Source organism: Streptomyces sp. NPDC050988, assembly GCF_044456225.1.
Classification (GTDB): Bacteria; Actinomycetota; Actinomycetes; order Streptomycetales; family Streptomycetaceae; genus Streptomyces.
This window is the reverse complement of sequence record NZ_JBITFQ010000049.1, coordinates 1-22,098: the sequence shown is the minus strand read 5'-3', so window position 1 is coordinate 22,098 and position 22,098 is coordinate 1. Positions and strand designations below refer to the sequence as shown.

16 protein-coding genes are annotated in these 22,098 nt (G+C 70.9%); 5 read left to right on the top strand and 11 right to left on the bottom strand.

The window, feature by feature from the left end:
* Positions 1-96: 96 nt before the first annotated feature.
* On the bottom strand, positions 97-2,325 hold the full coding sequence (locus ACIBEI_RS47775) for an alpha-N-acetylglucosaminidase (RefSeq protein ID WP_398897631.1): 2,229 nt from the start codon (positions 2,323-2,325) through the stop codon (positions 97-99).
* Positions 2,326-2,327: 2 nt separating this feature from the next.
* On the opposite strand from ACIBEI_RS47775, the gene ACIBEI_RS47770 reads away from it, so the two are divergent.
* The gene (locus ACIBEI_RS47770) at positions 2,328-2,930 is read left to right on the top strand and encodes an HNH endonuclease (RefSeq protein WP_398897630.1); all 603 of its coding nucleotides are present in this window, start codon (positions 2,328-2,330) and stop codon (positions 2,928-2,930) included.
* A gap of 1,956 nt (positions 2,931-4,886) precedes the next feature.
* On the opposite strand, the gene ACIBEI_RS47765 is transcribed toward ACIBEI_RS47770, so the two are convergent.
* Complete coding sequence (locus ACIBEI_RS47765; protein ID WP_398897677.1) at positions 4,887-6,326, bottom strand: MFS transporter; 1,440 nt, start codon at positions 6,324-6,326, stop codon at positions 4,887-4,889.
* Positions 6,327-6,545: 219 nt separating this feature from the next.
* Between ACIBEI_RS47765 and ACIBEI_RS47760 the strand changes: the two genes are divergently transcribed.
* Complete coding sequence (locus ACIBEI_RS47760; RefSeq protein WP_269655262.1) at positions 6,546-6,950, top strand: helix-turn-helix domain-containing protein; 405 nt, start codon at positions 6,546-6,548, stop codon at positions 6,948-6,950.
* A 100-nt stretch (positions 6,951-7,050) separates the two neighbouring features.
* Here ACIBEI_RS47760 and ACIBEI_RS47755 read toward each other — a convergent pair whose 3' ends face one another.
* The 3 genes from ACIBEI_RS47755 to ACIBEI_RS47745 form a co-directional block, all read right to left on the bottom strand.
* Positions 7,051-7,473 carry an acyl-CoA thioesterase gene (locus ACIBEI_RS47755; RefSeq protein WP_398897628.1) on the bottom strand — a complete coding sequence of 141 codons (423 nt, stop codon included), beginning with the start codon at positions 7,471-7,473 and terminating at the stop codon, positions 7,051-7,053.
* A 125-nt stretch (positions 7,474-7,598) separates the two neighbouring features.
* Entirely contained in the window at positions 7,599-8,249 is a 651-nt protein-coding gene (locus ACIBEI_RS47750) for a hypothetical protein (RefSeq protein ID WP_398897626.1), read from the bottom strand.
* Between the two features lie 140 nt (positions 8,250-8,389).
* Complete coding sequence (locus ACIBEI_RS47745) at positions 8,390-9,598, bottom strand: pyridoxal phosphate-dependent aminotransferase (RefSeq protein ID WP_398897625.1); 1,209 nt, start codon at positions 9,596-9,598, stop codon at positions 8,390-8,392.
* Positions 9,599-9,685: 87 nt separating this feature from the next.
* On the opposite strand from ACIBEI_RS47745, the gene ACIBEI_RS47740 reads away from it, so the two are divergent.
* Positions 9,686-10,318 (top strand): winged helix-turn-helix transcriptional regulator, encoded by a 633-nt coding sequence (locus ACIBEI_RS47740; RefSeq protein WP_398897623.1) that lies wholly within the window; start codon positions 9,686-9,688, stop codon positions 10,316-10,318.
* Positions 10,319-10,504: 186 nt separating this feature from the next.
* On the opposite strand, the gene ACIBEI_RS47735 is transcribed toward ACIBEI_RS47740, so the two are convergent.
* The 3 genes from ACIBEI_RS47735 to ACIBEI_RS47725 form a co-directional block, all read right to left on the bottom strand.
* Complete coding sequence (locus ACIBEI_RS47735; protein WP_398897621.1) at positions 10,505-11,443, bottom strand: hypothetical protein; 939 nt, start codon at positions 11,441-11,443, stop codon at positions 10,505-10,507.
* The gene (locus tag ACIBEI_RS47730) at positions 11,395-12,675 is read right to left on the bottom strand and encodes a VWA domain-containing protein (protein ID WP_398897619.1); all 1,281 of its coding nucleotides are present in this window, start codon (positions 12,673-12,675) and stop codon (positions 11,395-11,397) included. Before ACIBEI_RS47730 ends, ACIBEI_RS47735 begins: the two co-directional genes overlap by 49 nt.
* Before the next feature lie 69 nt (positions 12,676-12,744).
* Positions 12,745-14,265: an IucA/IucC family protein gene (locus ACIBEI_RS47725; RefSeq protein ID WP_398897617.1), complete on the bottom strand. Its 1,521-nt coding sequence runs from the start codon at positions 14,263-14,265 to the stop codon at positions 12,745-12,747.
* A gap of 128 nt (positions 14,266-14,393) precedes the next feature.
* On the opposite strand from ACIBEI_RS47725, the gene ACIBEI_RS47720 reads away from it, so the two are divergent.
* A complete protein-coding gene (locus ACIBEI_RS47720; protein WP_398897616.1) occupies positions 14,394-15,956 on the top strand; it encodes an IucA/IucC family protein in 1,563 nt (520 codons plus the stop codon).
* Between the two features lie 9 nt (positions 15,957-15,965).
* Here ACIBEI_RS47720 and ACIBEI_RS47715 read toward each other — a convergent pair whose 3' ends face one another.
* Positions 15,966-16,736: a dienelactone hydrolase family protein gene (locus ACIBEI_RS47715; RefSeq protein WP_398897614.1), complete on the bottom strand. Its 771-nt coding sequence runs from the start codon at positions 16,734-16,736 to the stop codon at positions 15,966-15,968.
* 73 nt (positions 16,737-16,809) lie between these two features.
* Positions 16,810-17,505: a hypothetical protein gene (locus ACIBEI_RS47710; RefSeq protein ID WP_398897612.1), complete on the bottom strand. Its 696-nt coding sequence runs from the start codon at positions 17,503-17,505 to the stop codon at positions 16,810-16,812.
* A 240-nt stretch (positions 17,506-17,745) separates the two neighbouring features.
* Here ACIBEI_RS47710 and ACIBEI_RS47705 point away from each other — a divergent pair, with 240 nt between their 5' ends.
* A complete protein-coding gene (locus tag ACIBEI_RS47705; RefSeq protein ID WP_398897611.1) occupies positions 17,746-20,820 on the top strand; it encodes an AAA family ATPase in 3,075 nt (1,024 codons plus the stop codon).
* Between the two features lie 213 nt (positions 20,821-21,033).
* Here the strand turns inward: ACIBEI_RS47705 and ACIBEI_RS47700 are convergent, their stop codons facing one another.
* On the bottom strand, positions 21,034-21,924 hold the full coding sequence (locus tag ACIBEI_RS47700) for a calcium-binding protein (RefSeq protein ID WP_398897608.1): 891 nt from the start codon (positions 21,922-21,924) through the stop codon (positions 21,034-21,036).
* Positions 21,925-22,098: the final 174 nt, after the last annotated feature.

Sequence of the window (22,098 nt, the reverse complement as noted above, 5' to 3'; positions counted from 1 at the left end):
TACCAGAAATTTGGAGTGACGTATACCCGTCAAGGAGGTGCGTGTTGTGGAGGAGTCGAGGCCGTACGGCGGGGCCGGGTGGCGGCGCGCGACCGGCTAGCGGGTCGTGACCAGCACTTCTCGTACGCGGACGGCGGCTTCGTACGTGTCACCGGTGGGCCGGGTGGCGAGTTGCCCCGGCCGGCGTGTCCAGCGTTCCTCCAGGGCGAACCAGTCGACGGCCTTCGGCTCCCGGTCGTCCGCCATCGCGGCCCGCAGCTCGGTGAAGTACGTCGCCCACCGCAGCCGGTAGAGCCCGCCGACCAGACCCGCCCACTCACGGTTGGCGTAGTCGCGCAGCCCGGCGTCCGCGCCCTGCCGGGTGCCCCACACCGTCAGCAGCGACAGATTGTCGTACGCCAGCCGGTCCCGCTCCGCCGCGTCCGCGCCCCAGGCCCGCGCGTCGGCGACCCAACGCCCCAGCAGATGCCGGGAGTCGGTGGCCAGCAGGGTCTCCAGCACGTCCATCAGGGCGAGCCAGTCCCCGGTGATCCGGTCGAAGCAGGGCGCGTCCCCGGCCTCGTACGCCTTCCTGATGCGGGGGAGGAGGACGCGGCTGCGGTTGGAGACGGCCTGGCGGGCCACGTCCAGGAGGTCGCGGCGGTACGCGGAGGAGTTCCGGAGGTTCGCGCGCACCCGGAGCAGTTCGCCGAGCGCGGGCTCGAACTCATCGGCGCCGTACCGGAGTTGCTTGGGTGACCACTTGGCGGCCGACTTCGCCGTGAGTGAGGGGCGGGCGCCGAACAGCCCGTCGGCGCCCTCGCTCCACGAGTCGGCGCGTGTCGTGCCGTACGCGGTGCGGCGGAGGATGTCCCAGGCGGCCTCGGCGTGCGGATCACGGGCGCCGTAGCGGGAGAGGGCCCAGTCCCTGAACCAGACGTTGAGGTCCAACTCGCCGTCTTCCCAGGCGAGTTCGGAGAAGAGGTCGAAGGCGGCGGGGTTGTTGTCGGCCGCCTCGGGCAGCAGGGCGACACCGCATAGGGTGCTGCCCGGCTTGGTGCGCCACTTGTTGAACAGGGCTGCCCAGTCGGGGGTGTTGGCGCCCAGGGTCGTATGGCCGCCGAAGTTCCAGATCGAGCCGAAGGCGTACGGGGTGTCGCCCCAGTCGGCCTCGCGGTCCTTCACCTTCGGGAAGCGGTCGGAGAGGCCGTCGATGACGAGCATGTGGGACTTGTCGACGGCGTCGACGATGGCCCGCGGCGGGTTGCGCTGCCAGCCGAGGATGACCCAGGTCGCGTCCGGATGCGCGGTGAGCAGCGCCTTCTCGACGCCCTTCGCCGCGTCGGCGACCGGGACGTCACCCGGGTCGCCGCCCTCGTGCAGCAGGTCCATCTTGTAGAGCGTCGAAGCGCCGCCGAACACCTCGTCCTGAGCCTGGTAGAAAGCCGCCGCGACGCGCGCGAAGTGCGCGGTGCGCGGGTCCAGCCAGTTGGGGCGCCGCAGTCCCATCCAGGTGCCCTGGGGGACGGTGCGGGCGCCTTCGTTCCTTTCCGTGAAGCCCGGCGGGACGGTGCCGAAGTAGCCCGGGAACACGGGCGTCATGCCCAACTCCCGTACCCGGTCGGCGATTCGCCGCCCGAGCGCGGCGCGGCCGTCGAGGAGCTGCCGCGACACGGGATCGGGGAAGGCGGCGAGATTCTGCATCAGCCACCACGGCTGATGGGCGGGCCCCGCGATCCACTGCCGCACTTCCTCGTCCGTGTACCCGAACCCGCGGAACACCCGGTGGTAGACCGCGTCCGCGCCCGTGCACACCAGCACCTCGTTGTAGCCGTGCAACGCCAGCACGTCCAGCTCGCGCTCCCAGTACGTCCAGTCGTTGTACGCGCCCGTGTAGCCGTCGTTCGTGTCGTTGAGGGCGAATCGGTGCGGGACGTTGGCCGTCCTGGTCACCGGATCGGCCGGGCCGGGCAGGTCCGACGGGAGGTCGAGCTGCTCGCCCGCCCAGCTGATGTTGGCGTGGGCGACGTGCTTCAAGTACCAGCGGAGGCCGGTGAGTTGGGTGGCCGCGTTGTTGCCGGTGATGGTGATGCGGCCGGTGACGCCGGACACGCCGAATGTGTCGGTTCCGGTTCTGGTGCCGGTCCCGGTGCCAGTCGTCTCGAATCGCAGCTGCCGCCAGTGGTGGGGGAGGAGCCGCCGGGCCGCCCTCGTTGCTGCCGCCGCCTCCGTCACGGGTGCCTCCTTGGCCGGGGTGCCGTCCGAGTGCGCGGGTGCGTGAGAACAAGCGACGGTACCGGCTGCGGCGGCGAAGACGGTGAGGAACGCGCGACGGGCTAGCGGCATGGGTGGGTCTCCGGGGTCGCGGTGGTGGGGGTGGGGGTGCCGTGGGAGGGATACCCCCGGTGGGTGGCCTGGGCACGGTGGCTGGGCCACATGGGGGAGAACCGGCGGTGAACTGGCCGAGGGCTTTCTTCGCCCCCGCCGCCCTTTCCCATTCCCGTCCCCTTGTTCTGGACGGTGTCTGCGGTGGTGCTTGCTGTGCGCGGTGCGGATCGCTCGTCCTCGTGGACGTCGTGGACGTGGATCACGTGCAGCCGCTCGCCCTCGGGGGCGAGGACACGGACGGCAACGTTCAACCTCTCTGCCATGGCAGCCACTTGGCCAAGACCGGGGAGGACTTCAGGGCGGGAACTGGACGAGTTCCCGCCCGTGCTCCCGTCACCCTTGGCCGTCGAGTTCCTTTTGTTGACGGGCCCGTTCCTGCTCATGCTTACGGGCCCGTTCCTGCTCACGCTGTCGCTGCCACTCTCGCAAGAGTTCCTTGCGGTGAGCGGAGGACTGCGGCCACACAGAGCGGACGAAACGGGGAACACCGAATACAACGATTCCTAGAACCGCGACGCTCAAGACTGCCCACCAAGGGGCCGTGTCCGGCAGGGAAAACATGATCTGAACCTTCCGACCTTGCATGGTCGGCGAGCCACTCAGGCAGCTAGTACGGCGCTCCCCAGCGCGCTGCTGTGATGCCCGCCCCGGTGAATGGTCACGGGAAGGCGGGGTTCGGCCCCCGAGGCGTGATCTGTGGTGACGTGTCGATCGGCGAGGGCTTCCAAACTGTCTTGGCATCTGAATCAGTACGACTTATTGAACGAGATAGCAGTAGCAGCACAGTGCTCATCAGATAGCGCAACAGGCACAAAATTAGGTCTGTCAAAGCTGAGAGAAACTCGCGTACCGCAGCGCGCTTTTCGGACCGTGTGGCAGCGTTCCGTAGACGCTCGCCAGCAGCGAGAAGCCCGTTCCGGAACTCGTCTCGAACGTAGGTCTGTGCGTCCAGCCAACTGTAGCTGTGCACAAAATTGTGCGACTTGCCGGACCCCATCGCCATGTGGAGCACGCAATCAGTGTCGCCAACCTCTACGGCTCTGGCCAACTCGGTTGCCTGCGCGTATGAGCCCGTCATGAAGAGTCGCAAATCCCGCTCCATAGGCGGAAGTTCGTTGCTCACGGTCACCTCCCTTCCGACGCCATGGGCGCGAGTCCAGCGCTGTGCTGCAACGCCCCCTCCCTGCTTGGAGGTTCCCCCATGCCGGGCAAGCCCCTGTGCTCGGCACCCCGCTGCCCCGAGCGGCATCATCGGGTCGTGAGCCACACGGCAAGCCTGCTTCCTCTGGCAGTGGTGAGCGCTGTCGTCGCCAAACCCTGTCCGGCTGCTGCCCTTGCGACAGTCACAGGCGAGAGCTTCGCGCCACCACCAAAGCGGCGATCGACAGTGTCCCGATGACGGCAACAAAGAGCGTTGCAACAAGGGCCAGTTGGACTCGCTCGGTGGCGTTACCCATCCGCAAGTAAGCGTCACCACAACCGAGTTCAAAATCACTGGCGGAGGTGGAGGCAGCGCCGCTGCCACTCGTGTTCCTAGTCATGGACGCAGGACACCGTGTCTCGGGCAATCCGTCAAATCGCCAGATATCGAGGTACTCGAATGACTGAAAAGACAGGGGATGTCCGAGCCTTCGCCTGCCCCCTCTGCCCTCGCTGGAGGTGATCCCCCATGCCCCTGAAGCCCCGCCCCCCGGTGCTCTGTCCCCGCCTGCCCCGAGCGTCATCATCAGGACGTAAGCCACGCCGCGAGCCCGCTACCCGTGGCAGTGGCGAGGGCTGCCACCAGCCATCCGGGGACGCGTTGAATCGTCAAGTGCAGCCCGCCGCAGCGGAGTTCGACGGCTGGCTGAGGGGGCTTCTTCGCTGTCATGCACTGACGATGAGCTACACCCCTGGCTGTGAGCAATCGGTTCAGTAGACGTGTCCGCATCAACTGAAAATTATCGGCATCAAGCATTTGCCCATGGCCAGAGTGACGCGACAGGACAGGCTCTGAACAGCAGGACGCGCGTCTCCGCGATCCGCTGATGCCGAACAATCCAGCGCTGATGCCGAACTCATGCGGACAGGGTGAGCTGTCCGCATCAACAGAAGAGAACGTGCAGCGCGAGACGCCAGAGACAAGCCCGTAGGGGCGACGGTGGCCGAACATCCACCGCCGCTATCTGTACGCGCATCCCTGGTGCGTGCTGTGCACTCCGGCGGCAACGGTGGCCGACCCCTCCCCTGAGTCTCGCCGCACGCTGCTGGCTCGTGGCGTGTCCGGTCCGGATGCGTGGCACAGGCTGAGGCCGGTGTGCACGTCGCAACGCCGTCGTCACGGAGGAGGTGCGGCAGGTGCTGGGCCGGCCGCCGCGGAGGTACCGGGAGTGGGTGGTCGACCACGGGGCGGCGTTCGGCGAGAGCTGAGACGCGGGCGGGAGCGCGGCTGCCGGGGAACGCTCCCCACAGCCGCACACTCCCGCACATGAGCCCTGCCCCTGCCCCTGCCCCTGTCCGCTGTTCCTGCGGCAGCCGCCTCAGCCGGACACCTCCACGCGTGCCCCGGCCTCGGAATCGCCCTCGGAGTCGGAATCGGAACCGGCTCCCGAATCGGCCTCGACCTTCACCGGTTCCGAGGACGACTCGCGCCCCGGCCGCAGCACCCCCGCCGCGAGCGCCAGCCCCGCCAGCGCGATCCCCGTGCCGACCGCGAACGCCAGCCGGTACCCGTCCGCGGTGGCTGCGGCGAGCGTGGCGCCGCCGTTCACGAGGCCGTCCGTGTGGCTCGCCGCGAGGGTCGTGAGGGCGGCTAGGCCCAGGGAACCGCCCACCACCTGAGTGGTGCTGAAGAGGCCGGACGCCAGGCCCGCGTCCTCCTCCAGGGCGCCGGACATCGCGAGCCCGGTCACCGCGGGCATCGCCGCCGCGAACCCGGCGGAGAGCAGCAGCATCGCGGGCAGCACGTCGACGACGTACGAACCGTCGGTCGGCACCCGGGCCAGAAGCGCCATCCCGGCCGTGATGAGTACGAGCCCGGCGAGCAGCACGCGGTACGGGCCGAAGCGGCCGATCGTCCGCGCGGACAGGCCCAGCATCAGCACCCCGATCAGGACGGGCGCGGGCAGGAACGCCGTACCGGTCATCAACTCGCCGAAGCCCAGCACGCGTTGGAGGTAGAGCGCGCCGATGTACTGGAAGCCGTACATCGTCGCGATCATCAGGATCTGCACCCCGTTCGCGCCGGTGAGCAGGCGTGAGCGGAACAGCCGCAGACGGAGGAGCGGACGGGCGGCCCTCGACTGCCGCAGGGCGAAGGCGGCGAAGAGGGTGATGGATACGGCCCCCAGCGCGAGTGTGGAGCCCAGCTCGCGTTCGCCGGCGCCCACGATCGCGTACACCGTGAGCATCAGCGCGCCGGTGACCAGCGCGGCCCCGGGGTAGTCGGCGCCCTTGCCGAGCCCGGCGCCGCGGTCGGGGGCGAGGATGCGGAGGGCGGCGATCCAGGCGGCGATCCCGATCGGCAGGTTGATCAGGAAGATCCAGTGCCAGTTGAGCGCCTGGGTGAGAGCCCCGCCGAGGAACGTGCCGAGCGCGCCGCCCGCCGCGCCGACCGCGCTGAACACGGCGATCGCCCTGGCCTGTTCGCGCGGCTCGGGGAAGAGCGCGACCAGCATGCCGAGCACCACGGCCGAGGTCATCGCCCCGCCGACGCCCTGCAGCGCCCGCGCCGCGATCAGCATGCCCTGACTGGTGGCGACCCCGCACAGCACGGACGCCACGGTGAACACGACGAGACCCGCCACGAACATCCGCTTCCGGCCGACCAGATCACCGAGCCTCCCCACGAGCAGCAGCAGCCCACCGAACGGGATCAGGTAGGCGTTCACGACCCAGGCGAGTCCCGGCGCCGAGAAGCCGAGGTCGCTCTGGATCGCGGGCATCGCGACGGTCACGATGCTGCCGTCCAGGATCGTCATCAGCGTGCCCGCGCAGAGCACGACGAGGGACGCCCAACGGGAGTACGTTCGCTGTGCCGGACTCTGCTCCGGGTGCGGCGCGGTTCGCTGTGTGGGTGACCCGTTCCGGGACGACATGGCCTTGGCCCTCCGTATCGCTGCTGGTTGTTCCATAGGTGCACGACTTGTAACGGAGGACATCGTGGGTGACTATGGAGACCGGCGTAAGGAGGCACTTCAATGTCCCAGGGGAACACCGGTGTTACGTCGCAGGTCGTGCACGCGGAGGGCTGCCCGGTCCGGGAGGTTCTTGACAGGGTCGCGGGCAAATGGAGCGTGATGATCATCGTGGCCGCCGCTCACGGCCCGATCCGTTTCACCGAGCTGGAGCGCAGCATCGAGGGCATCAGCCGCCGCATGCTCACGCTGACCCTGCGCAATCTGGAGCGCGACGGACTCGTCACGCGCACCGTCCACCCGACGGTCCCGCCGAAGGTGGAGTACGAACTCACGCCGGTGGCCCGTGAGTTGCACGCCAGCCTGCTCGGGCTGACCGACTGGGCGGAGCGGCATCGTGTGACGATCGCCGAGTCGCGTGCGGCGTATGACGCCCTGCATCGGCCGGAGCTGGGTGCTCCGCTGTGAGTGGGTCGGGTGTGTGGTGTGGTGTTGCGTGACGTCTGCGGGTGCGTCGTGGCTTGTCGCGCAGTTCCCCGCGCCCCTTGGGGGGCGCGGGCCCCGTTGCTCAGAGGCCGAACCGTCCGGGATCCGAGGCCAGTGCGCGGAAGTAGTCCCTTGGGTCCGCCACCAGCTTTCGCTGCTTGAGGTCCATCAGGCCGCCGACCCCGGTGATCTCGGCGGCGACGGTGCCGTCGGACTTGCGGATCGTCTGCTCGACCCGGAACGTCTTGCCCTCGCCCCAGATGAAGTCGCAGGTCACCTCCACCTCGTCGCCGGCCCGCAGCTCCCGTCGGTAGCGGACGGTCATCTCCAGCGACACCGGGCCCACGCCCTTGGCCGCCAGACCGGCCTGGGTGATCCCGGCGGCTTGCAGTAACGACCAGCGGGCGTGCTCCGCGTAGTTCACGTACACGGCCTGGTTCACATGCCCCTGGACGTCGGTCTCGTACCCGCGCACGGTCACAGGGACGGAAAACGGTTCGGCCATGACTTCTCCCTCAACTCCTTCAACAGCTTCAACGGCAGTCAGGATGGGCGCAAGCGTACTGAGCGGTTGCTCAAGGGCGTCAACCGCTGAATGTCGTATGGATGTCGTAGGGCATTCGGGTGCTGTCACGTCCGTCGGGGCGAGGCAAGCAGATACCGCACGCCGGTACGCGGCTCCGTGTGCTCGCCCACCTGCCAGCCTGCCTGCTCCAGCGACGCCGCGCACTCCCGCAGGGCTTCGGCGTCAGGACCGCGCACGGCGACGGCCTCCGGCTGGGGTGTCGCGCGCACCCGGTACCCCTCGGTGTCCGCGTCCGCCGGCCGGTGCCCCGCCGCCTCCAGTGCGAGCGCGGCGGCCTGCACCAGATGCGTACGCTCCCAGGCGCACGGCCGGTCCACGACCCCGTGCGGATTGGTCATGCGGCGCAGTTCGAGCAGCCCCTGCCAGGCGCTGTGCACCTCACGTATGCGCGACGGACCGGCGTCGACGCCCTCCTTGCCGCCGACCCGGGCGGCGAACACCCCGGAGGACTCCCGGGCAGGCTCCTGAGTGGGCTCGGCGGCTTCCGGAGCGCTCGCCGCCGGGGTGGCCGTCTCCTCGCGGACCCGATGCCCGGCGGGTGTGAGGAAGTGATCGTGCGGCGGACGTGGATGCCGGAAGGCGAGCCCTCGCCTCACCAGCGCCGCGAGCTGGCTCTCCGTACCTCTGAGCCGTCCGGTCACGGGATCGGCCGCGTCGATGACGCGCCGCTGCGCGGCGGTCGGCGGTCGTGTCATGGCGCTCCTTCCCGGTCCGTCGACGAGGAGGCCCGCGCGAAGATCCAGGCGATCAGCGGGCCCATTCGAAGACTACGACCCGGCTCTGACACCGACCTGCCGCCCGCCCGTGAAGCGCCCCCGACCGCCCGGACTGCTTCCTACTGCCGGTAGCCGCTCAGGAACCGGCCGATCCGGCTGATCGCCGCGTCCAGGTCGTCGGCGTGCGGGAGGGTGAGGATGCGGAAGTGGTCGGGGGTCGGCCAGTTGAAGCCGGTGCCCTGGACGACCTGGATCTTCTCCCGGAGCAGCAGGTCCAGGACGAACTTCTCGTCGTCGTGGATCTTGTGGACCTTGGGGTCGAGGCGCGGGAACGCGTACAGCGAGCCCTTCGGCTTCACGCAGGACACGCCGGGGATCTCGTTGAGCTTCTCCCAGGCCACGGTGCGCTGTTCGTGCAGACGCCCACCCGGAGCGGTCAGTTCGTGGATGGACTGCCGGCCGCCGAGCGCGGCCTGGATGGCGTACTGCGCGGGCGCGTTGGCGCAGAGCCGCATGGAGGCCAGCATGGTGAGCCCCTCCAGGTAGTTCTTCGCGTGCTGGCGCGGGCCCGTGACCACCAGCCAGCCCGAGCGGAAGCCGGCCACCCGGTACGTCTTCGACAGGCCGCAGAACGTCAGCACGACCAGGTCGGGGGCGAGCGCGGCGACCGAGTGGTGCACGGCGTCGTCGTACAGGATCTGGTCGTAGATCTCGTCGGCGAAGACCATCAGGCCGTGCCGGCGGGCGAGGTCGAGGATGCCCTCGATGATCTCCTTCGGGTAGACCGCGCCGGTGGGGTTGTTCGGGTTGATGATGACCACGGCCTTGGTGCGGTCGGTGATCTTCGACGCCATGTCGTCAAGGTCCGGGTACCAGTCGGCCTGTTCGTCGCAGAGGTAGTGGACCGCCTTGCCGCCCGCGAGGGTGGTGACGGCCGTCCAGAGGGGGAAGTCGGGGGCGGGGATGAGGATTTCGTCGCCGTCCTCGACCAGTGCCTGTACGGCCATCGAGATCAGCTCGGAGATGCCGTTGCCGAGGAAGACGTCGTCGACGCCGACCTCCAGGCCCAGCGTCTGGTAGCGCCCCGCCACGGCCCGGCGGGCGGAGAGGATGCCGCGCGAGTCCGTGTACCCGTGCGCCTGGGGCAGCATCCGGATCATGTCCTGGAGGATCTCCTCCGGCGCCTCGAAGCCGAAGAGCGCGGGGTTGCCGGTGTTCAGGCGCAGCACGCTGTGGCCTGCCTTCTCCAGCGCGTCGGCGTGCTCGATCACCGGGCCCCGGATCTCGTAGCAGACCTCGCTGAGCTTGTTCGACTGCCGGAACTCCATGCGCGCTCGCCCCTCCGGTTTCGTGTGTTGCTTGGTTTTACCAAGTTCGAGCTTGGAAAGTCCAACAAGTTGTCTAGACTGCGTCGCATGTCACCTCGCCGAAGCTACGACCAGTACTGTTCCGCTGCCCGGGCCCTTGATGCCCTCGGTGACCGCTGGACCCTCCTGATCGTCCGCGAGCTGCTGGCCGGTCCCCGCCGCTACACCGACCTGCACGCGGATCTGCCCGGCGTGAGCACGGACGTCCTCGCCTCCCGGCTCAAGGACATGGAGCGGGACGGCCTGGCGACCCGGCGACGGCTGCCACCGCCGGGTGCGGCGAACGTCTACGAACTCACCGGCCGTGGGCGCGAGTTGCTGCCCGTCCTCCAGGCGCTCGGCGAGTGGGGCGCACCCCTGCTGGCAGAACGGCGCCCCACGGACGCGGTGCGCGCCCACTGGTTCGCGCTGCCGCTGCTGCGCTCCCTGGAGGGACTTGGCGACGGCGTCGTCCAAGTCCGGCTCGACGAAGGGGAGTTCTACGTCCGACTCGGCGCGCCGGACGGCCCGGTCTACGGAGAGGGCCCGGCCCCCGAGGAACCCGACGCCGGCCTCTCCCTCGACGCCGAGGCATGCACGGCACTCGCGAGAGGCGACCTCGCCCTCCTCGACGCGGTCCGGGACGGCCGCATCACGGTGAGGGGCGAAAGCCCCCTGGCCAAGACACTCCGGGAGGCGTGACCCCGTACGCCGGGTCACCAAAAGCCCTTCCGCGCCATGGAGTTGGCGCGGCAGGGCTTTTACGGCAAGGGCCTGAGCGGGACCGGTTTCAAACCGGCTGCGGCACAGCGCCCCTTCAGGGGCGCGGGGAACTGCGCGACCAGCCCCCACCGCCCCGCAGACAACAACCGTCCATCGAACGGAGCGCTACGGGGCCGGCCGCACAGACCGCCCCCGCGTCAACGAGTACCCACCGACCCCCGCAAGCGCCGCCAGCACACCACCCACCCCGGTCCACACCCAACGGTCGGACCACCAGCCGGAGGCCCACCCGTCATCGGGCTCGATGCTGGACAGCACGGCGACCGAGGTCTCGGACTCCTCGTCGCTGTCGCCGCCCTCGGCCGCCACGGCGACCCCGGGAACGAGCGGCTCGGCCAACGAGCCGTCCACCGCGGCGGCCCCGCCGACGTCCTTCGAGTCGACCTGGACCTCGGCGCTCACGGGAAGCCCGAGGTCGGCCGCCTTGAGGCCGACGGTGGTCAGCCGGACGTAGTACGTGCCCGGCAACGGGTCGTCGGCCCACGGCTCGGACCAGGCACGGACCGTACGCAGTGTGCAGGACAGCTCCACGGAGGCCGCGTCCTGGGCAGCAGTCCGCGTCTGCGCCCCGTACTGGCACGCCTGGCGGCGCCGCAGACCGTCGTACACGTCGACCTGCCAGGTCGCGGAGGCGTGCGCGTCGGGCAGCTTCACCGTCGCCTTCACGGTGGGCCGTTGCCCGGCGTCGGCGGGGAACGACCAGTACAGGTAGTCACCCATGGACGCGCTCGCGGTCGCCCGCTGCCCCTGGTCGACCTCGGCCGCCGTACGGAACGAGGTACCGGCCGAGGTGGGCCCGGCCCCGTCGTCCGACGGGCTCGCGGAGGGGGAGGAGTCCGCGACCGCAGGAGACGCGGCGGCCCCCAGCACCAGCAGACCCGCACCCACCGCACGGACGACACGGCCTGCCAGCCCGACACCGCCTGTGCGGACGTCACTCAGAACACGGAGACTGCTCAATTCACGGAGACTGCTCAATACACGAGTGGTACGCATCAGTTGGTCCTCCAGACCGCGACCCGCCAGCGTGAGACCCAGCCCCACAGCACACCCGCGAGGAAGCCGGTGAGCACCAGGGCGCCGAGCAGCCACCAGCCGCGACCGAGGCCGAAGGAGGCCACGTCGCTCGACGTGTCGGGAGCGTCGACGACGTCCACTGTCAGTTCGAGCGGCAGTCCGGGCGTGGTCTTGACGCCGGAGGCCGCCGAGAAGGAGTTGGCGACCTGCAGACACACGGCCTCGGCCGCGGGCTTGCTGTCGGAATCGTCGTCGTCCTCGCTCTCCGACTTCGGGTAGCGCAGACCGGCGGACATCACGTCGGTCCGGCCCGAGCCGGTCGACTCGCCGCGCACGATCTCGCGCCCGCTCGCGGTCACCGCCCGCAGCGACACCCCGTAGTCGCGGTTGACCTGACGGTCGGCCGCCACGCTCACCGACGCGCGCAGTTCGAAGCCCGCCGGGACGTCCACGCGGTACCAGCGGTGCTGCCCGAACTCCTCACGGTCGGTGTAGAGCCCGGACTTGAGCGTGGGTGCCTGTGCGCACGCGTCCGCGCCGTCCACGGCGACCGGCGTGACCACTGGATCGGCAGCCCGGTCCACCAACTGGTTGACCTTGTCGGTGAGTTCGTCGGTGTGCTCGATCGAGGTGTACGTTCCGCCGGTCGCCTCCGCGATACAGCTCAGCTGCTGCCGCAGTTTGGTGTTCGGCACCAGACCGAGTGTGTCGATGGTGAGGCCGATCCCCTTGGCGGCGATCTCCCGGGCCACCTCGCACGGGTCCAGCGGGGCGCAGGTGTCCTCGCCGTCGCTGATGAGGACGATACGGCGGGATCCCTCGCCGCCCTCCAGGTCGTCGGCAGCCTTGAGGAGCGCCGGGCCGATCGGGGTCCAGCCGGTGGGTGCGAGGGTCGCGACGGCGGTCTTCGCCTCGGTGCGGTCCAACGGCCCTACGGGGTACAGCTGTTCGGTGTCCTTGCAGCCCGTCTTGCGGTCGTCGCCGGGGTAGTTGGCGCCGAGTGTCCGTATGCCGAGCTGGACCTCTTCGGGTGTCGCGTCGAGGACCTCGTTGAAGGCCTGCTTCGCGGCGGCCATCCGCGTCTGTCCGTCGATGTCCCGCGCGCGCATCGAACCGCTCACGTCGAGGACGAGGTCGACCTTGGGCGCCGCGTCACCCGTGGGTTCGCCGGCGACGGCTCCGGCCGGGAGGGCGATCCCGGCCGTCAGGGCGGCGAGCAGGGCGCAGGCGCCCACCGCCAGCCGTTGTCTTGTGATCATCGCCGGATCCTATTGATCAATGGCGTCACGCAACAAAACGGGGGCGGGGCGAGGGCCGGGGCGGTCGAGTCAGGGGCCGGGGAGCGGGTTCGGCAGCCGCGCCCAGATGTCTCCCGGCCGCTCGGGTGACAGCCGCATCGTCGTCAACGCCTTGGCCGGCAGCGGCTCTTCGAGCAGTGCCGCGAGATCCGGGGTGCGCGGCAGATCCCGTACGGCCGAGGACAGTGCCTCTCCCAGCGCGGTCGCCGAACCCGCCGTCGCCGCCAGCGCGCCCGCGACGAGCGAACCGAACAGCTTGCTGCGCAGGACCGGTTCGTCGTCCGTGACGATACGGCCCGTCAGGTCCGGGGCCGGAATGCCGTGGCGGGCCAGCCGTGTCGGGCTGATCCGGATGTCGGCCAGATCGCGGTAGACGAGCCGCAGCGGGGCGCCCGCGGGCGAGAGCACCACCAGCAGGTTCTGGCCGTGCGCTTCCAGGGCCACGCCCAGGTCGAGCAGACGCAGCCCGACGGCGAGCGCGAGCCGGCTGAACTCGGCCAGCCAGGCCGGTGACCGGGGCAGCACGGTCGAGGGGAGCGCGGCGACCGGGACGACCCGCTCGCCCGCCCCCGCGTACACGTCCGGGGACTCGCGCAACACCGCTGCCAGATCAGGGGTGTTGGCGGTGACCGCGCCGAGCGTCCGGGTGATGTGCAGCATCCCGTCCAGCCGCCCGGCCATCGCCTCCATGAACGCCGACACGGCCGCCGCCGACTCGATCGAGTACACCGAGATGTCCCGCACGGAGGAGGTCAGCCGCGCGCTGAGCGCGGTCTTGACGTGCGGTCCGTCCGGGAGGGCCAGGGTCCGCAGGGACATCAGGGGATGCGCGGTCAGACTCTCCCCGGCGACGCCCTCCCCGACCGCCCGTTCGTCCTTCAGCACATGCCGCGCCTGCCACGGGTGTACGGGGATCAGCACGCGCCCCGCCTCCCGGTACGGCCACTCCCCGCCCACCAGGCAGGCGCCCTCCGGCACGGCCACCAGCCCCAGCTCGACGTCCGCCCGGTGCTCCGGTGCGTACGCCAGCTGCTCGGCCACCGAAAAGCCGGGCCGGGAACGGCAGTTGGGATGGAACGGATGCCCGTCCACGACCCGCTGCTCCCACCCCCAGGACGTGAAAGGAGAGCTCATCGCGGGCTGGTTGGCGCGCGAGAGGGCCAACGAGGCGACGCTGTGGCCGAGTTCGACGGCGAAGGCGTGCCCGTGCGGCAGCCCGAGTGCCGTCATGAGCGTGGCCGGGTGGCGGTACGCCGTCCCGTCCAGTTCGACCTCCCTGACGGTGGCGGCTTGCGCGTACGCGTCCGAGACCGGGCCGTGCAAACGACGCCCGTCGGCCAGCCGCAGCACCAGCCCCTCGTGCCCCGCCGCCTCCCGGCGCGTGACCCACGGCAGCGGCTCATGGACGAGCCCGCGCCACAGCCGGGTCAGCACGGCCGCGCGGGCACCGGGGAGTTCGACCGCGTACGGGGACAGCAGAGCGGGGCGTGCCGTGCGCAGCTCGGCGGCGAGAACGGCCTCGGTCCCGACTGGGGTGCGGGGAGGGTGCACAGAGGGCTCCTAGGGTGTGGGGCCGGCGTCGCGGCCGGGTACAACGCCGGACATACTGAGCGCCAGGGCACCGTACGCAACGAACGGATCGCGTGGACCTCATGCACCCCATGCCACCCATGCACCCCATGAACACCGGGGACGGCATCGGCGAAGCAGCCGATGCGCACGCGGCGGCGCCGCTGCTCAATTGTCTGCTGCGGGAACTCGGCGAGCCGGCACCGGGCCCCGGGCAGTCCGGCGACCGGTGCGTGTACCGGCTGCCGGCCGGGGGACGGCTCCTGAGGGTGCGCGGCGGACGCCGCCCCGCCGAGCCGGAGGTGTACGCGGCCGGTGCCTGGCAGCGCCTGAGCCACGCGGAACTGGTCAAACTCACCGCCGAGGTCCTCCGCGGACACACCGGCCTGTCCAACCCCGAGCTGCCCATCGAGATGATCGACAGCCGGGACGCGGTGGCGGCGATCCTGACCGCCAGGGAGGGAACGACCCCGCCCGACGACCTGTACCGGCGTTCCGAACAGTCCCTGATCACCGGACATCCCTACCATCCCGCCCCCAAGGCCCGCGGCGGAGGCCCGGTCACCGGCTGGATTCCGTACGCCCCCGAGGCGTACACCCGCTTCCCGGTGGTGCTCCTGGGGCTGAGGGAGGACGTGTGCCTGGAGGAAGGTGACACGGGCGCGCTCGACGAGCTGGGCGAGGCGCCGCCCGGCTATCGCCTCCTGCCCGTCCACCCCTGGCAGCTCGACCTCGTCGGCGCCCGCCCGGAGATCCGCGGGGCCTTCGCGGACGGCCGCCTCGTACGGCTGGGCCCCTCCGCGTGGACGGCCTGGCCGACGGCGGCGATCCGCACGCTGTACGTCCCCGACACCGACCTCTTCCTGAAGTTCAGCCTCGACGTCCGCATCACCAACGACATCCGCCGCCTCTGGCGCCACGACCTCCTCCGGCTGCGCCGCACGAACTTGGCGGTGACCTCGGCGTTCGCGGCCACGGACACCCCCGCGGCCTGGCTGAGCGACCGCGGCTACCGCACCGCCGACTTCGCCTTCGAGGAACTCGCCGTCCTCGTACGGGATGGGCTGCGCACCCATGTGATCCCTGGCGCGACCCCGGTCCTGGCGGCCGCGCTGACGGAGGGGACGCCTGGCACAGAGGGCTCGCAGGGCATCGAGGCCTTTGAGGGCAGCCCCCTCGAAGGCCTCGCCGACCCGGCGGCCTGGTGGTCGGCGTATCTGCGTCAAGTCGTCCCGCCCGCCCTGGAGTTGTTCGCCCGGCACGGGGTCGTACTCGAAGCGCATCTGCAGAACACGGTGGTCGCCGTGGACAGTGACGGGATGCCGGTGCAGGCGCTGTTCCGCGACGCGGAGGGCGTGAAACTGCTGCCCGAGGTGACGCGCGCGGCCGGGTGGGAGCGGCTGGTGTACTGCCTGGTCGTCAACAACCTCCTGGAGATCGCGGAGGCGTTGGGGGAGCGGTACCCGGGCCTGGAACTCTGGGACGCCGTGCGACGCGAGCTGTCGCGGTGCGGCGCGGAGCTGCCCGAGGCGGCCGAACTGCTCCGGGCCCCGACCCTGCCCGGCAAGACAAACCTGCTGCTGCGCTGGACCGGCGCGGACGGCGCCGACGCACGCTATCTGCCGGTCCCGAACCCCTTGAGGACGCCGGGCGAGGCGGACAACGGGAAATAGACGCCTCAGTCAGTCCTTTTCGTCTTCCGCTCGGTCTTCCGCCTTGAGGTGCGTGGCGAAGAAGCCGTCGATGCGCCGCCAGGCGTCGACGGCGGACTCCGGATGCGGCCTGATTCCGGCGACACGCATCAGCGGACGCAGTGCGCGTGGCCCCACCTCGGCGTCGTTGAGGAACGAATGCCCGGCCTCCGGGTACTCCTTGACGTCGTGGACGATGCCGAGCCGGTCGAGGGACGCCTCCAGCCTGCGGGCCGCGCCCGGCAGCGTACGGTCGCGGGCCCCGTAACTCGCGACGACCGGGCAGGAATTGGCGAGCGCCCCGTCGAGTTCCTTCGGCAGACGGCCGTAGTTGACGGAGGCGGCGTCGAACTCGCCGTCGTGCACGGAGAGGAGGGCGAAGGAACCGCCCATGCAGAAGCCGATGACGCCGATCCGCCCGGTGCAGTCGGGATCCTGGGCGAGGCGGGTGCGGGCCGCCTCGATGTCGCGGAAGGCACGGCCGTGGCCGGACAGGGCGGCCCGGAAGGTCGGCACCAAGCAGCGGACGGCACCTCCGTCGGTGAACAGGTCCGGCATGACGACGAGGTACCCGGCTCTCGCCAGCCGCTCCGCCTGACGGTGCATCACATCATTGACGCCCAGCGCCTCATGGACCACGACCACACCGGGCCAGGGGCCCGCCCCCACGGGCCGGGTGAGATGGCCGGTGAGCCGACAGGAGCCACCTCGGGCGACGCTCAGCGCGGTGAGATCGACGGCGGTGGTGGTCGTGCCGGGCATGCGGTCCTCCGGGGGAGCGGCGACGGGGACGGCCGAGGTGACGGCGACGGCGGTACGGCCGAGGTGAAGAAGGCTAGGGCGCGATGAAGGGCTGTACGCGCTTGCGGTAGTCCTTTGGCCGAACCTCGTTGTAGTGCTTGTCCTTGTCCTCGCCGTCCGAGGTGAAGATGTACATCGGGCACTCGTCGGACTTGGCCTCACCCGTGTGCTCGGACAACTCCTCGCCCGTGCGCGCCTCGACGACCTTCAGGCGGTACGAGGTGTTGTACGTGCTGACGGTGAACGGTTTGCCGTCGTCGCTCTCCATGTCGCACTTCCTGCCGGTCGGGCTCGCCTTGGTGCGCTCGACGCAGACGACCAGCTCGGCGTCGGCCGGCTTGTCCGAGTAGCCGAGGATCCAGCCCTTGGGAAAGTCGCCGGCCGGCGGCTCGGACTGCGACCAGCCGTCGCCGGGGCTGTTCATGAGGACCGCCGGGTGCACGGTCTTCTTCGTACGGTCGTAGGCAGGCATCCCCGAGTAGCCGAGCCCGTCCGTGCACACCCGCTCCAGATCCAGTGCGGTCGCCGGTACCTCCGGTGCGTCCGCCGCCGAACTCGTCGACGGCGACCCGCCGTTGGCGCCTCCCGCGCTGCCTCCCGCGCCGTCGCCCGTGCCTCCGGCCGTGCTTCCGGTGAGCGAGGAGCACCCGCACAGGGCCACGCCCAGAAGCCCGGCGGCGATCCATACGCGGGTACGCGGTGTCGGCGGCCTTGACGACGTTGAAGACATGTGGCGACCCCCATCGAAGAATGAACAGCAGGCAGGGCATGTCCCCCGGGCCATGCCCTGCTCCCCCCTGCCCTGCTGGAGGAGAGCCTGCCGCCCGCCCGCGGTCGCGGACATCGGGGAAGGACCCCCATGTAGTTGTGCGGCCCCTGTGACTCGTGGGTACTACGCTGTACGGACTCGAAGGAGCTTTCGACGGGAGCCGGTGGGGGGCATCCCGGAAGAGGGCGCAGGGGGGCCTGAGTGTCGTCGTTGTCGTCATCGGTACTGGTCGGCAGAGAACCGGAGCGGGATCTTCTGACCGCGGCCGTCCGATCGGCGGGCGAGGGGCGGGGCTCCTCGGTGTTCGTGCTGGGCGAACCGGGTATCGGCAAGTCGCGCCTCGTCGAGGAGGCCACGGACACCGCCGTACGCACCGGGTTACGGGTGCTGCGCGGACGGGCCGCGTCCGCCGGGCGCGCGGTGCCGCTGCGCCCGCTGGCGGAAGCCGTGTTCTCCGGACTGCGCGGCGAAGGGGCGCCCGCCGACGGGGACCTGGGCCCGTACGAGCCGCTGCTGTCGCGACTGTGCGGGCTGGCGCCGCAGGACGGTGCGCCCCTGGTGGGATACGCCGAGGCGGTGCTGCGACTCCTGGGGACCCTCGGACGCACCGGCGGCTGTGTCCTGGTGCTGGAGGACCTGCATGACGCGGACGCCGACACGCTCACCATCGTCGACTACCTCACGGACAACCTTCCCGGCCGGCGGGCCGTCCTGTTGGCCACCCTGCGCGGTGGGCCCGGACCGGCCCTCGACCTCGCCGAGGCCGCCGCGTCCCGCCGTACGGCCCGCACCCTGCGCCTCGCCCGCCTCGGCCCCGCCCACACCGCCGAGCTGGCAGCCCGCTGTCTGGGCCACGACGACGCGGGCCACGTACCGGCAGAGGTACTTGACCGCCTGCACGCCGTCTCCGAAGGTGTCCCCTTCGTCGTGGAGGAACTGCTGACCGCCATGGTCGACAGCGGCGACCTCGTGCGGCGGCGGGGCGACGGCTGGACGGTGACCGGCACGCTGAACGCCCACGTGCCCGCGACGGTCGCCGCCGCCGTCCTTCAGCGCGTGGACCACCTGGAACCGCCCGGTGTCGCGCTTCTGGAAGCGGCGGCCGTACTGGGCAGGCGCTTTCCCGTGGACATAGCCGCCCGCGTCGCCGGGCTCGACCGGGCGACGGCTCTGCGCCAGCTTCGCCATGCGGCACGCGCCCAGCTGGTCACCGACGGCGCCACCGCGGAGGAGCCCGGCTGGCACACGTTCCGCCACGCCCTGACCGCCGACGCCATCACCCACCGGCTGCTCCCCGTGGAGCGGGCGGCGCTCTGTCTCGCCGCGGCCGACGCGATCGAGTCCGCCGACGCCGTCGGATGCGTTGACGCCACAGGGTCCGACGACGCGGCAGGGCCGGAGCCCCGGGACGCTGGCCGCCCCGCCCGGCGGGCCGGGGAGCCTCGACGGGCCGGGGAGCCGCACGGTCTGATCGGCGGTGACTCCGGTGACGACCTGTACCGCCTGGCCGCGGAGCTGTGCGTGGCCGGCGGGCAGCGGGCACGGGCGGCCGTGCTGCTCACCCGGGCCGGCCGACAGGCGGTCCTGCGGGGCGCTCTGCTGACCGCGGTGGAACTCCTCGACAGGGGACTGGAGTTGACCTCCGGCGCCGCGGACGCCCCGCCCGAGGCGGTGGCCGGACTGCTGGAGGAGCTGATGGGGACACTCGTCCTCACCGGCGACGTCCAGCGCGTGCCGGAACTCGGCGACCGGCTGGACGGTGTCCTGACCGTGTGGGGCGCGCCGCCGGCCCGCCGCGCCGCGGGTTTCCTGGCCCGGGCCAGAGCCGCCGCCACCGCGCAGCAGTGGGAGGAGGGCCTGACCGCCGTGCGGCGGGCACGGGAACTGCTCGGAGCCGAGCCCGACCCCGCGTCCCGCGCCGCCCTGGACGCGGTCGCCGCGCACCTGGTGCTCAACTCGCAGCGCCCGGACCGGCTGGAGAGCGCCAGGGCCCTGGCCGAAGGGGCCGTGGCGACCGCCGAGGCGGTCGGACTGCCGGAGGTCAGCTGCAAGGCGCTGAACATGCTCGGGTACTGCCTGCGGCCCCAGGATCTGACCGAGGCGGAGAAGGCGTTCGAGCGCCTGGTGGCCACGGCCGAGACCCATGCGCTGCCGGTCTGGCGGCTGCGCGGCCTGCTGGAACTCGGCGTGCTCGACCGGATCCGCACCACCGGAACCGATCGGCTGCTGGCCGTGCGGAAGGCGGCCGAGGAGACCGGCGCCGTGCTCATGACGGCCTGGGCCGACATGCATCTGGCCCAGGCCCACTTGCTGCGCGACGAGCACGACAGCGCCCTGGAGTCCGCCCGGCGGCTCCGGACGACGGCCCACCGGCTGCGGCTGCGCGAGGTCCAGCTGATCGGCGTCGGAGTGGACGCCATCATCGCCGCCTCACGCGGGGACCGGCAGAAACTCCAGGCCGCGCTGCACGTCATGGAGAGCGCACTGGCCGGACGGAGCGCCGGAGCACTCTGGGGCTACGCCGACACCTCCGTGTGGGGCTGGGCCCAGGGCATCTGCTCCCTGCTGCGGGAGGAACCCGACCGCGCGATGGCCGAGTTCACCGAGGCGGACCAGGCGATGCGCGCATTGCCCAGCACGCGCGGGGTCACCGGTTTCCTGGGCCCCTACCTGCTCCTGCGGACCGTAGGGGGCGCGGCCGGCTGGGCGGAGCTGGACGGGGCCGTCGCGGACCGGCTCACCCAGGTCCACTGGGACCGGCCGTTCGCGGGATGGTCCCGGGCCGTGCTGCTGGGCCGCGAGGGCCGGGCCGCCGAGGCCGCCAAGGCGGCCGAGGAAGCACTGGCCGGTACCGAGACCATCCCCCTGGCCCGCCACCTGTGTCTGCGCCTGGGCGCTTCCGCGGCGCTCGCCGACGGCTGGGGACAGCCTGTCGAGTGGCTGCGCGCCGCCGAGCAGTTCTTCCACGACCGGGGCACGACACGGGTGTCGGCGGCCTGCCGTGCCGTACTGCGGGAAGCGGGCTCCCCCGTGGCCCGCCGCCGCGAGGGCCACGACACGATTCCACCGGAGCTGCGACGGGCGGGGGTGACCGCCCGGGAGTACGAGGTGCTGCTCCTGCTCGGCCGGGGGCTCGGCAACCAGGAGATCGCCGAGCAGCTCTTCCTCTCGCCACGCACCGTCGAGAAGCACCTCGCGAGCCTCCGGAACCGTACCGATCGGAGCGGCCGGGCCGCCCTGATCACCCTGGCACGCCGGTACGCGGACGGGCGGTGACGCCGGCCGTCTCGACCGGCCGCCGGCACGAGCCGGTCGACGAGCGCGCGGCACCGCGGGTCGCGGAGTGGCTCGGGAGCGCCTGGCGCGAGCGGTGGAACCGGTGCTCGCGGCAGGCGCTCCCGAGTGACGAGACGGCAGCGGCTACGGATCCAGCGGCTACGGATCCAGTGACTGTGGAATCAGCGCCGCGGAATCAGCGGATGCGGGTGGTCAGGCCTCGCAGGCGCTCTTCGTGTCGCTCGTGTCGGCGGTGCAGGTGTCGGTGTTGGCGCCCCCGTTGAGGGAGTCGTTGCCGAACACGCCGTCGACGGCGTCGAGGGTGTCGTTGCCCGCTCCGCCGCTGTGGGTGTCGTTGCCGGGACCGCCGACCAAGGTGTCGTTGCCCGTGCCGCCCGCCAGGAGGTCGTTGCCCGCGAAGCCGGACAGGATGTCGCCCGCCGTGCCCCCGGTGAGCGTGTCGCCGAACTGGCTGCCGTAGACGATCTCGACGTCGGTGAGAACGTTGTCACCCTCCCCGCCGATGCCGTCGTCGGCGACGTTGTCGATGTCGACGACCACGCCGGAGCCGCTCTCCAGGTAGCTGACGACGTCGTTGGTTCCGCCCCCACCGCTGATCCGGTCGGCACCGGTGCCGCCGATGAGGAGGTCGAAGGTGGCGCTGCCGTTCAGGGTGTCGTTGCCCGGGCCGCCGTTGAGGCTGTTGCTGCCGGGGCTGGGGCCGCCGTTGATGACGTCGTGGCCCGACTCGCCCTTCAGCTCACTGCGGACGTTGCCGGTCTTGGTGATTCTGTCGTTGCCGTCTCCGGCGTTGACCACGACCGTGTCGGAGTTGACGGCCACCGGGCAGGCCACCGTGCCGTTGACCAGGAGGGTGCAGTTGAGACCGGCGGTCAGGGTGTCGGAGGTGTCCTGGATGATGACGTAGATCCCGGACAGACTGACCGTGATGTTGTTCGCGCGGCCCTGCGCCGCGTTCACGACGATGTTGGTCCCGCTCTTGAACACACCGGTGGCCGCGCTAGCCGGCCCTCCGGTCATGGTCACCGCGGAACCGGCCATCGCCGCGACCACCATGACCCGGAGTAACGCTTTTCTGCCCATGGGATCCCTCTCGGTTGTGTGAATCGACCTGCTCACAGTGCCCGCGGGACCCGGGAGGCACATGGGGGAACGCCCCCCACTTAGGGGTCCTTGCAGAAAGATCGTGTTGTGGCACGGTGGAGAGGTATGTGATCCCGTCTTCTGTGGGGTGTGACCATGGCGCGGCGGAAGCCG

Coding starts and splice junctions, on each gene's coding strand:
- ACIBEI_RS47750 (WP_398897626.1), bottom strand. CDS start 8,249: ATGACACGACCGCCGACCGCCGCGCAGCGGCGCGTCATCGACGCGGCC.
- ACIBEI_RS47745 (WP_398897625.1), bottom strand. CDS start 9,598: ATGGAGTTCCGGCAGTCGAACAAGCTCAGCGAGGTCTGCTACGAGATC.
- ACIBEI_RS47710 (WP_398897612.1), bottom strand. CDS start 17,505: ATGTCTTCAACGTCGTCAAGGCCGCCGACACCGCGTACCCGCGTATGG.
- ACIBEI_RS47755 (WP_398897628.1), bottom strand. CDS start 7,473: ATGGCCGAACCGTTTTCCGTCCCTGTGACCGTGCGCGGGTACGAGACC.
- ACIBEI_RS47775 (WP_398897631.1), bottom strand. CDS start 2,325: ATGCCGCTAGCCCGTCGCGCGTTCCTCACCGTCTTCGCCGCCGCAGCC.
- ACIBEI_RS47715 (WP_398897614.1), bottom strand. CDS start 16,736: ATGCCCGGCACGACCACCACCGCCGTCGATCTCACCGCGCTGAGCGTC.
- ACIBEI_RS47740 (WP_398897623.1), top strand. CDS start 9,686: ATGTCACCTCGCCGAAGCTACGACCAGTACTGTTCCGCTGCCCGGGCC.
- ACIBEI_RS47760 (WP_269655262.1), top strand. CDS start 6,546: ATGTCCCAGGGGAACACCGGTGTTACGTCGCAGGTCGTGCACGCGGAG.
- ACIBEI_RS47700 (WP_398897608.1), bottom strand. CDS start 21,924: ATGGGCAGAAAAGCGTTACTCCGGGTCATGGTGGTCGCGGCGATGGCC.
- ACIBEI_RS47765 (WP_398897677.1), bottom strand. CDS start 6,326: ATGACGATCCTGGACGGCAGCATCGTGACCGTCGCGATGCCCGCGATC.
- ACIBEI_RS47720 (WP_398897616.1), top strand. CDS start 14,394: ATGAACACCGGGGACGGCATCGGCGAAGCAGCCGATGCGCACGCGGCG.
- ACIBEI_RS47730 (WP_398897619.1), bottom strand. CDS start 12,675: ATGATCACAAGACAACGGCTGGCGGTGGGCGCCTGCGCCCTGCTCGCC.